The 10,309-nt window shown below is 41.4% G+C and carries 9 protein-coding genes and 1 tRNA gene; 3 read left to right on the top strand and 7 right to left on the bottom strand.

The window, feature by feature from the left end; all coding sequences use genetic code 11:
* Window positions 1-128 precede the first annotated feature (128 nt).
* On the top strand, window positions 129-899 hold the full coding sequence (locus tag RDN93_RS10735; RefSeq protein ID WP_308745518.1) for an EFR1 family ferrodoxin: 771 nt from the start codon (window positions 129-131) through the stop codon (window positions 897-899).
* Here the strand turns inward: RDN93_RS10735 and xpt are convergent.
* The 7 genes from xpt to RDN93_RS10700 all read right to left on the bottom strand — a co-directional run bounded on the left by xpt (window position 893) and on the right by RDN93_RS10700 (window position 7,864).
* Window positions 893-1,465, bottom strand: a complete 573-nt coding sequence (gene xpt / locus RDN93_RS10730; protein WP_308745517.1) for a xanthine phosphoribosyltransferase — start codon at window positions 1,463-1,465, stop codon at window positions 893-895. The two genes, RDN93_RS10735 and xpt, sit on opposite strands and share 7 nt — an antisense overlap.
* A gap of 92 nt (window positions 1,466-1,557) precedes the next feature.
* Window positions 1,558-2,865, bottom strand: a complete 1,308-nt coding sequence (locus RDN93_RS10725) for a phenylacetate--CoA ligase (RefSeq protein WP_308745516.1) — start codon at window positions 2,863-2,865, stop codon at window positions 1,558-1,560.
* Window positions 2,866-2,879: 14 nt separating this feature from the next.
* Window positions 2,880-3,461 carry an indolepyruvate oxidoreductase subunit beta gene (locus tag RDN93_RS10720; protein WP_308745515.1) on the bottom strand — a complete coding sequence of 194 codons (582 nt, stop codon included), beginning with the start codon at window positions 3,459-3,461 and terminating at the stop codon, window positions 2,880-2,882.
* 3 nt (window positions 3,462-3,464) lie between these two features.
* On the bottom strand, window positions 3,465-5,057 hold the full coding sequence (locus tag RDN93_RS10715) for a thiamine pyrophosphate-dependent enzyme (protein WP_308745514.1): 1,593 nt from the start codon (window positions 5,055-5,057) through the stop codon (window positions 3,465-3,467).
* Window positions 5,058-5,140: 83 nt separating this feature from the next.
* Window positions 5,141-6,178, bottom strand: coding sequence for an endolytic transglycosylase MltG (mltG, locus tag RDN93_RS10710; RefSeq protein ID WP_308745513.1), 1,038 nt, complete (start codon window positions 6,176-6,178; stop codon window positions 5,141-5,143).
* A gap of 199 nt (window positions 6,179-6,377) precedes the next feature.
* The gene (locus RDN93_RS10705; RefSeq protein ID WP_308745512.1) at window positions 6,378-7,256 is read right to left on the bottom strand and encodes a DNA/RNA non-specific endonuclease; all 879 of its coding nucleotides are present in this window, start codon (window positions 7,254-7,256) and stop codon (window positions 6,378-6,380) included.
* A 26-nt stretch (window positions 7,257-7,282) separates the two neighbouring features.
* Window positions 7,283-7,864, bottom strand: a complete 582-nt coding sequence (locus RDN93_RS10700; RefSeq protein WP_308745511.1) for an epoxyqueuosine reductase QueH — start codon at window positions 7,862-7,864, stop codon at window positions 7,283-7,285.
* A gap of 211 nt (window positions 7,865-8,075) precedes the next feature.
* Between RDN93_RS10700 and RDN93_RS10695 the strand changes: the two genes are divergently transcribed.
* Both RDN93_RS10695 and RDN93_RS10690 read left to right on the top strand, forming a co-directional pair.
* Window positions 8,076-10,118, top strand: a complete 2,043-nt coding sequence (locus RDN93_RS10695) for a DUF3352 domain-containing protein (RefSeq protein WP_308745521.1) — start codon at window positions 8,076-8,078, stop codon at window positions 10,116-10,118.
* A gap of 109 nt (window positions 10,119-10,227) precedes the next feature.
* Window positions 10,228-10,300, top strand: a tRNA-Thr gene (locus tag RDN93_RS10690).
* Window positions 10,301-10,309 lie beyond the last annotated feature (9 nt).

Raw genomic sequence — 10,309 nt, 5'->3', positions numbered from 1 at the left:
TCTTCAATGGCGGGCCACATCCTTCGGGACAGCTTTAAGCCGGTGGATTACAAAGAGGGCGAGCGCTCAAATCTTGTTCTATCAGAGTTTCATCACATCGTCGGTACGGCTTTCTTATATACTTTTCTATGATATTTTATTTCTCAGGTACAGGCAATTCTAAGTGGATCGCTGCTCAGCTATCCAAAGAGCAAAAAGAAGATTTAGTCTTTATTCCCGATGTATTAAGGAATGAAATGTTTGAGTTCTGTCTACGGGAAGATGAGAAGATAGGATTTGTGTTTCCGGTCTATTCATGGGCTCCGCCTGTAATTGTATTACGTTTTATTCAGAAACTTTCTCTGAAAGGGTATAAAGGGCAATATTTGTTTTTTGTCTGTTCATGTGGGGATGACACCGGGCTTACTCAACAGGTCATGATGAAAGCATTAAAATATAAGGGATGGGAGTGTCATGCGGGTTTTTCTGTGACTATGCCCAATAATTATGTACTGCTTCCGGGGTTTGATGTAGATAACGAAGAATTGGAAAGGAAAAAGTTGGTGGAGAGTGTTTCAAGCCTCAAAAGAGTCAATACTTTGATAAGTAGAAGAGAATGTGTATTCTCTTGCCATGAAGGGAGTATTCCTTTTATCAAAACGAGAATAATCAATCCTTTATTTAATCGTTTTCAGATGTCACCTGAAAATTTTTATGCAACAGATGCCTGTATCGGATGCAGGTGTTGCGAGAAGAGTTGTCCGATGGAGAATATAATTGTTGCAGAAGGAAAGCCTGTGTGGGGAAAGGACTGTACCTCATGCCTGGCATGTTATCATGTGTGTCCCAAGCATGCGGTGCAATACGGAAAAAGAACAAAAGGAAAAGGCCAATATTTTAACCCCAACTCTGGTTATTGATCTTTGATTTTAATGCGGCAGTGAGATAAATCCTCAATAATAGCCAGACTTTCTACTCTGATCCCTTGTTCTTCTAATATTTTACGGCCGTTTTGGAACGCTTTTTCGATGATGAATCCCATTCCTACCAAATTGGCTCCGGATTGTTTGATGAGGTCGAGAATGCCTAATGCAGCGTTGCCATATGCAAGGAAGTCGTCTACAAAAAGTACATTGTCGTTAGGAGTGAGGAAGTCGGCACTGATAACGACTTCATAATCACGGTCTTTGGTAAATGAGTGCACGGTGGTGCTTAATGCATTCTGTATCGTTTTAGGAGACTTTTTCTTAGCAAATACGACAGGTAAATCCATCAGGTAGCCTGTCATGATAGCCGGGGCGATACCGCTGGCTTCGATTGTCATGATTTTATTCACATTTGTGGCTGCGAAACGGCGGACAAACTCAACTCCGATTGATTTCATCAGAACAGGATCCATTTGATGATTGATAAAACTGTCTACTTTAAGGATGCCCCCTTCGTAGCATTTTCCGTCTTGCAAGATTCTTTTCTTAAGTAATTGCATACTATATGATATTAATTAATAATGTGCTAATATACCATTCCGTGTGATGAAACTTGCGGAAGGTATATTAGCACATGGTCAATTTGGACCGTTTATTTGTTGTTTCGCAAGTCTTTCACGCGAACGGCTTTTCCTTCGCTTTGTGGGAGAGAGCCTTTCTTTACTAGTTTCACTTTTGGAGTAACCAGGATTTCATCTTTCAATTGACGGGTGATATCCTTACGGATTTTTTCCAGTTCAATATAGTTGTCGGTAGAGAGGTCGCTCAGTTCTACTTCGACAATCATTTCGTCCTGGTTGCTGACAGTTTCCAAGGTAATTAAGTAGTTGCTGCCTAATTCGGGGAACTGTACAAGGATTTTTTCAACCTGCATCGGGAAAATGTTGACTCCTTTGATAATAAACATATCGTCACTGCGACCTTTGATGCGGTCAATACGGATATGTGTACGTCCGCATGGGCATTTTCCGGGTAGGATACGGGTTAAATCGCGGGTACGATAGCGAATCAGCGGCATCATTTCACGATCGAGAGTGGTGAGTACCAATTCACCGATTTCTCCTTCAGGCATAGGTTCACCTGTCTCGGGATCAATGATTTCCACCAAGTAGCAGTCTTCCCAAAAGTGCATTCCGTTTTGTTCCTGACATTCGAAAGCGACGCCAGGGCCATTCATTTCCGTCATGCCAAAACTATTGTATGCTTTTACGCCCAACATTCGTTCTATTTTCCGGCGTTGTTCGTCTGTATGAGGTTCGGCGCCGATAACCAATGTTTTTAGTGTCGTTTTTGTCGGGTCGAGTCCTTCTTCCTGAAAAACTTCAGCCAAGCGGATGGCGTAGCTGGGGATGGCGTGTAAAGCAGTCGTTTTAAAGTCATTGATGAACTTGATCTGTCGCTTGCTGTTTCCGGCTGCAGCGGGAACTGTAAGGCAACCGAGGCGCTCGGCACCGTATTGGAAACCTAGACCGCCTGTAAACATACCATATCCTGAACTGTTTTGGAAAACATCAGTCTTGCGGATACCTACGGCATACAGGCAGCGGGCTATCAGGTTGGCCCAAGAGTCGAGGTCGTGTTGCGAATGAACAATCACGGTCGGATTTCCGGTAGTGCCACTGGAAGAGTGGATGCGTACACCATCATTGCTCATATCACCTGCTACTAGTCCGAAAGGGTAGTGGGCGCGCATATCGGCTTTGGTCGTAAAGGGTATTTTTCGGATATCTTCCAACGACTGTATGCTATCTGCGGTAATGCCATGTTTGCTGAAAACTTCTTTATAATAAGGAGCATCTGCAGCTATGTTAATTGTTTTTTTAAGCCGTTGAAGTTGCAATTCCTGCAACTTCTCACGGCTCATGGTTTCTAGTTCTTCTTCCCAGTATTGTGTACTCATGGTAATGCCTATTATTACATCAGCTTTTCCGCAATATCCTTACCGGCGGCCAATGCTTTAAGATTCATTTCTACAATTGCTTCTCCCTTGCGGAGGAAGATTTCACGAATGCTGTCTTGCACTTTTTCGTAATCGATACCAAGAAATGGAATGGTTGCTCCCAGTAAAACGATATTGGCAACTCGGGCAGAGCCTACTTCTTTGGCTACTTTATCTACATTTAATACAATCTTATGAGGCAATTTATTGATTTCGGCCATTACTTTGTCTGCTTCCGGATAATTGGGGATATTGACAAATGGAGTTTCGTTAGTCACCAACCAGCCTTCAGAACTGAGGTAGGGAAGATAGCGCAGACCTTCCATAGGCTCCAGTGAGATGATCAGGTCGCATTTGCCGGAAGGGATCAAGTCGGAAGCAATCGGTTGGTCGCTGATGCGGAGATTAGATTGAACGTCTCCACCGCGTTGGCTCATTCCGTGCACTTCCGCCTGTTTCATATAAAGTCCTTCTTTCAAGGCAGCTTTGCCTATTACTGTAGCAATGGACAAAATCCCTTGTCCACCTACTCCTGATAATATAATGTCTTTTTTCATGGCTTACTTACTTCTTTTTTTGCGTGCTAATGTTTGGATACACTCTCTACGTGGGATAATGACAGATACACCCCGATATTCGATTTCTTCGCGTATGATTTTCTTCATCTCTTCGTAGTTTTTCTTCAATGGCACAACTACGCGGATATGCTCGGGGAGGACTCCGAGCCCTGCGCAGATAGCTTCGATACGTCCGGTTCCGGCAGAATCCTGTCCGCCTGTCATGGCAGTAGTTTCGTTGTCGGAGATTACGATGGTTACATTGGCGTTTTCATTTACGCAGTCGAGTAATCCGGTCATTCCCGAATGGGTGAAAGTGGAGTCTCCGATTACGGCCACAGCCGGATGAAGACCACCGTCTGCCGCACCTTTTGCCATAGTGATAGAAGCTCCCATGTCTACACATGAGTTGATGGCATTGAATGGGGCGTTTGCGCCGAGCGTGTAACAACCGATGTCGCTGAATACTTTATGAGTGGGGTATTCTTCTTTAAGAACTTCAGTCAGCGTGATATACATATCGCGGTGTCCGCATCCTTCACAAAGTGCGGGAGGGCGCATTTCTACTACAGAAGGAACGCTAAATTCCGATTTGTTCTCTTTGCCTACCGCACGCGCCACCGAGTCGGGATTCAATTCTCCATCTTGTGTCAAAGTACCGTCTAATCGTCCTTTTACTTTAATGCCAATACCCAAATAACCCTTTAATTGCTTTTCTACGAATGGTTGACCATCTTCCAAAACGAGGATTTCGTCACAAGATTCGATTAATTGGTGCAATTGTTTTTTAGGTAATGGATATTGACCGATCTTGAGTACCGGATATTCGCAACCTTCGGGATAGTTCTCCATCAAATAATTGTAGCCGATACCGCAAGCGATGATTCCCAATTTTTTGTTAGGACCATCTGTATATTTATTGTAAGGTGATTCTTCAGAAGCCTTCATAAACTCGTCTTGGCGGGAGAGCAATACTTTGTAGCGTTTACGGGCATTTCCCGGCAACAGGATGAATTGGCGTGGATCTTCGCTGAAAGATATGTCATTCTGCGGCTTTTGCTCTTTACGTTCTACTCCGGAGCGGGAATGTGCAAGGCGGGTTACCATACGCATTAGAATAGGTTCACCCATTTTTTCAGAGAATTCAAAGCCGCTATATACCATATCGTATGCTTCTTGCTGATTGCTGGGTTCATACATCGGTATCAGTGAAAAATCTCCGTAAAAACGGCTGTCCTGTTCATTTTGGGAAGAGTGCATGCTGGGGTCGTCTGCTGCTATCACGATTAATCCGCCTTTCACACCGGTGATGGCGGAATTGACAAAACAGTCGGCTGCTACATTCATACCTACATGTTTCATACAAACTAATGCCCGTTTGCCTACGAAAGACATACCCAACGCAGCTTCCATCGCTGTTTTTTCATTGGCACACCAACGGTTGTGTATATTCTGTTCGGTCGTTATAGGGGCCATTTGAATATATTCCGTAATTTCAGTTGAAGGAGTACCCGGATAGGCATAAACGCCTGAAAGTCCGGCATCCAGTGCAGCTTGTGCAATGGCTTCATCGCCAAGTAAGAGTTGCTTGCTCATATCTATTTCTTTTATTTAGTGTTGATCACAGTTTGTTAATCTATCGGGCAAAGATAGGCTTTTCAGTCTGTTTTATCACAAATTTACTTGAAAATCTTTCTTTCATTTAGCGCTTTCCAGTATTTTCTTGCATTTGCCATATGATCGGCATAATTGGAAGCAAAATTATGAGTTCCTGAAAAATCTTCTTTGGCGCACATATAAATATAGTTGTGTTTTGTATAGTTCAATACGCTGTCTATTCCTTTTTTTGAGGGGATTCGGATAGGTCCGGGCGGGAGTCCGGTATTCATATAGGTGTTATAGGGTGAATTAATTTTCAGATGCTCGTTGTTGATGCGGCGTAGTCCGAAATCTTGCAGGGCAAATTTTATGGTTGGATCTGCCTGTAAAGGCATATCTTTACGCAAACGATTGATATACAATCCGGCTACTACCGGCTTTTCTTCATTGTTGTTTGTTTCTTCTTCAACAATGGAAGCAAGTGTACTTACCTCTTCCGGTGTCATTCCGATGGCGGTGGCTTGTGCGAGACGTTCTTTGTTCCAGAAACGTTCGTGCTCTTTTTGTATGCGCTTGAAAAAATCTTCTACGCTCATATCCCAGTACACTTGATAAGTTTCCGGTATAAAAAGACAGGGAAGGCTTATTTCTGTGTATCCCATTTTATTTTGAAAAGAAGGATCGAATAGCCGGCTGGCGATTTCGGCAGAGTCTATCATGAGCTGTTTGCCTATGTTTCGTGCCAGTCGGTCTAATGTCCTCACGCTTCCGATAGTGAGGTTGATAGGTTCTTGGTATCCTCTGGAAAAGCGGCTATATACGTGGTATACATTGTCATTCGGACGAATAGCATAACGTCCGGTATGGATATTCTGTTTGAAATCCTTGTATTTAGCCATCCATTGGAATCCAGTGAGCTTGTTGACATATCCGAACTTCTTTATTTTGTTATATATGGAATCGGCGGTATCGTCTCGATCTACATAGATATATACGGTTTTAGATGGATGGAATTGAGGAGCAAACAGGTAATAATAAACGCTCCCCCCGGCAATGGCGCAAAGAAGGAATGCTCCTATTAGAATTGATAATAAAATGTTTCTCTTTTTTTTCTTCATCTTTCGAGCTTTTTAAAAAGTTCGTCAAAGATAAAAAGAATTTAGATAGAGACGATTCCTTTCGCTGATGAATCGCAGAAGAGATGAGTAAATTATCTTATTCTTTACTCATTTAGTGACGGCTTTTTCATTCACATAGATGGATGGAATGAATATGGTATGTTCAAATCAGCCAAACTTGTTTTAGCGAGGATGGATATTAGTTAGGCCATTGGAAGTAATTTGCTTCTGCTTCTATCTTGTTTTCTATTTCGTCGGGTAGAGGTGCGAAGAAGTCCATGTTAGTAAGACGTTCGATGCTGTCTATTGTTACTGCATATGTGGAGAGAGGTTCTACGGCTTGTCTGTTATTGAACAGGAATCCGATAGCCCGCATTGGTTTAGCGAAAGGAGACAGGACTACTTTGAAAAACTGTTGCGGTACTGCAACTTTATTTTTCCCGATTGTTTTTGGCTGTTTGGTTATAATGGGACCACATATAATGATGATAGCACTGTCTGCTATTGCCCAGTCTCGTATTTTCTCTTCCAGTTTTTTCCAGCCTCTTCTGTTTAATTGTGGATGTTGCGGACATATGTTGCTGAAATAAAAAGATGCTTCCATAGCTTGCGGACTCCATTTCATATCCGCAGCTGGTGCCATATGTCCTTTGTCATATCTTGAACGTGCATAATCTGCATTAGTTGCAATCAGCCCCTTGACTAGTGGGTCAGTGATAAAGCGATTGCTTCTTTTCTCTTTCCCTTTTGTTTCTTCCCGGGTTAATTCGTAAGAAACCCAGTTGGGAAGTTTTAAGTCTTTGTTGTAAGAAACAATGTATCCGGTGTGGTGGATTATTTGTTCCTGCCGGGGAATTAGTGATATAGGGGTCTGTAAATCATTGTCGAAAAAAAAATGAAGTGATTCATTCGTTTGTGATTCGTTATTTTTGGGTCTGTCAGTTTGTTGGTAATACAAATAGACACCATATATAATAGGAATAAGTACAATGAGGACGATAATGTATCCTAGTTTATAATTAGAGCGTGATTTCTTTTTGAACAGTCTTCTGTTTTTACCTTTTTTAGTTCGATTCATTGATTTGCTGGTGATAATGGTGTCTGTTATTCTTCTTTTCTCATACTGAATTCACAACCGCAATATTGCTGGTTGTAGAAATTATATTCTTTGATAATAGCGATACGGCGTTCGCTTAGTCCGCCTTTGCGCCAATTCTGCTCCCAGTAGGTAACATCAGGATAGTTTGCAGTAGCATATTGCCCGGATTCATTTATCTGTTCCAGACTCTTCCAGCGGCTGGAAGCAAGTGTGGTGGTAATGACAGAAAAACCATGTTCGTGTGCATAACGGGCAGTCTCCAGCAGGCGGACTTTGAAGCAGCGCAGGCAGCGTCCGCCTCTTTCGGGTTCTTGCTCCATTCCTGTCATTTGGCATCGCCAGGCTTCGTGGTTGTAATCGGTGTCTATGATTTGAAGCCCTAAAGATTGGGCATAACGTGTGCATTCATCTTTCCTCATATTATATTCTTCCTGTGGATAAATGTTAGGATTGCAGTAATAGATAACAGGAGTAATATTATGCTGCATCAGGCATTCGATGATAGCCGATGAACAGGGAGCGCAACAGGTATGAAGTAAAATCTTGTCGGCTCCGCCCGGAACTTCGAGTTGGAATTTCTTTTTCATGCTGTAAAGTTAGTATATATTTGCCATATAAGTCAACAGATTATAATTTATTCAGAATAGATTTTATAAAAACAGGAGAGTAGGTTACTTAGACTATTTTGTGTTTTATAAAATCTCTTTCGCGGAATAATTTTGCTAAATGAGTCAGAACTAATTAATTAATTTCATTTTTTTTAGTATTTTTGCCCGCTCAACTCAATAACGGAACATGATGGAAGAATTGCACAACGGGCAGCAAGAGCAATATGTTGACCCCGATAAGAAAAAGAATGCTCAGAAAATAGTAAAGAGAACTTTAGTAACGGTAGGATTAGCCTTGGCGGTATATATTTTATATTCCATCGTTTATCTGTTTGTCTCACCCGACCGTAATATCCAACAGATTTATTTGATCCCCGAAGATGCTGCATTTATTATTCAGTCATCAGCTCCGATTGAAGATTGGGAGAAGTTTAGTGGAAGTGAGACATGGCAATGTCTGAAGAAAGCGAAATCTTTTGAAGAAGTAACAGCGAGTGTAGAAAAGTTGGATTCGGTAGTTAAAAGCAATAAAGTGTTATTGTCTCTTGTCGGTAAACGGGATATGCTAATTTCACTTCATAAAACCCGTGCCACCAATTGGGATTTCCTGCTTGTTTTGGATATGCAGAAAGCATCGAAGATGGATTTATTGAAAGATCAGGTTGAAACGGTATTGGTGATGAGCGGTTTTACGGTTACTAGCCGAATGCATAGCGGCATCAATATACTTGAAATGCGTGATCCTGATACACGTGATATTTTCTACATTGCTTTTGTGGACAATCATTTGGTAGGTTCGTACACATCCGCTCTTGTCGAATCGGCTATTAACTCGCGCAATAAACCCAAAATCGGACTCGACCTGTCTTTTATCGAAACGGAGAAATTAGTTTCGGGCAAGGGGCTTGTAAGAGTCTTTATCAATTATGCGCGTATTCCTCAGTTTATGTCTATTTATTTAGGAACGAGAAACGAATATGTTGATCTCTTTAGTAATTCTATGAACTTTGCCGGTCTTTATCTGAATGCAAACAAAGACAGAATGGAGGTGAAGGGGTATACCTTACGAAAAGACTCTGCCGATCCTTATGTTACTGCTTTGTTGAATTCGGGAAAACATAAGATGAAAGCGCATGAGATTCTTTCCGGGCGAACGGCTCTTTATACAAATATAGGTTTCTATAATCCTGTGACTTTTGTGAAAGAGTTGGAAAATGCACTTTCTGTGCATGATAAACAGTTGTATGATTCTTATCAAAGTTCTCGGAAAAAGATTGAAGGATTGTTTGGAATTTCTTTGGAGGATAACTTTCTGAGTTGGATGTCAGGTGAATTTGCCATTACACAATCTGAACCGGGTTTGTTGGGACATGATCCTGAGCTTATTTTGGCTGTCAGGGCTAAAAGTATAAAAGATGCCCGTAAGAATATGGAGTTTATTGAGAAGAAGATAAAGCGGCGTACTCCGGTTAAGGTTAAGACGGTTAATTATAAAGACTTTGAGATCAATTATGTCGAGATGAAGGGCTTCTTCCGTCTGTTTTTCGGAAAGTTATTTGATAAGTTTGAGAAGCCATATTATACTTACGTGGATGATTATGTAGTTTTCAGTAATAAGGCTTCTTCTTTGCTTTCATTTGTAGAGGATTACGAGCAAAAGAATTTATTGAAAAATAATCAAGGGTTTAAGGATGCACTTTCGTATATGAAATCCAGTTCTACTATTTTCTTGTATACAGATATGCATAAGTTCTATTCTCAGTTGAAACCTATGATGAATGCGAGTACATGGAATGAAATACAATCTAATAAAGATGTTTTGTTTTCTTTCCCTTATTGGACTATGCAGGTGATAGGGGATAGCCGGTCGGCTTCTTTGCAATATGTTATGGATTATGCACCCTATGAGCCTGAAGAGACGGTAACTTCAGTTGCTACTGATGAAGATGATGAAGAAATGAACGAAGATGCCGAAACCGAAAAAGAGCAGATGGGTGAACTAAAACGTTTCTATGTCGAAAAGTTTGAAGGAAATGTTCTGCGGGAATTTTATCCTGAAGGAGCATTAAAGAGCGAGTCGGAAGTAAAAGAGGGAAAAAGGCACGGACGTTACCGTGAATATTACGAAGATGGTACTTTGAAACTTCGTGGGAAGTATGCCAATAACAAGCCTAAAGGTACGTGGAAATACTATACCGATGAGGGGAAATTTGACCACAAAGAGAAGTTTTAGATTTAGTCAACAAAAGCCGATTTAAAATTTAAACTTAAAAAAATGTCGGATTCTTTTTGTTTTCTCAAATAAAGCTGTAATTTTGCACGCCGTAAACGAGAGACAAACCGCCGCTATAGCTCAGTTGGTAGAGCAACGCATTCGTAACGCGTAGGTCGCCAGTTCAAGTCTGGCTAGCGGCTCTCAAATAA

The organism is uncultured Bacteroides sp., from assembly GCF_902491285.1.
In the GTDB taxonomy this organism is placed as follows: Bacteria; Bacteroidota; Bacteroidia; order Bacteroidales; family Bacteroidaceae; genus Bacteroides.
The sequence above is the reverse complement of the archived record's forward strand: the minus strand, read 5'-3'. Positions and strand labels throughout refer to the sequence as shown.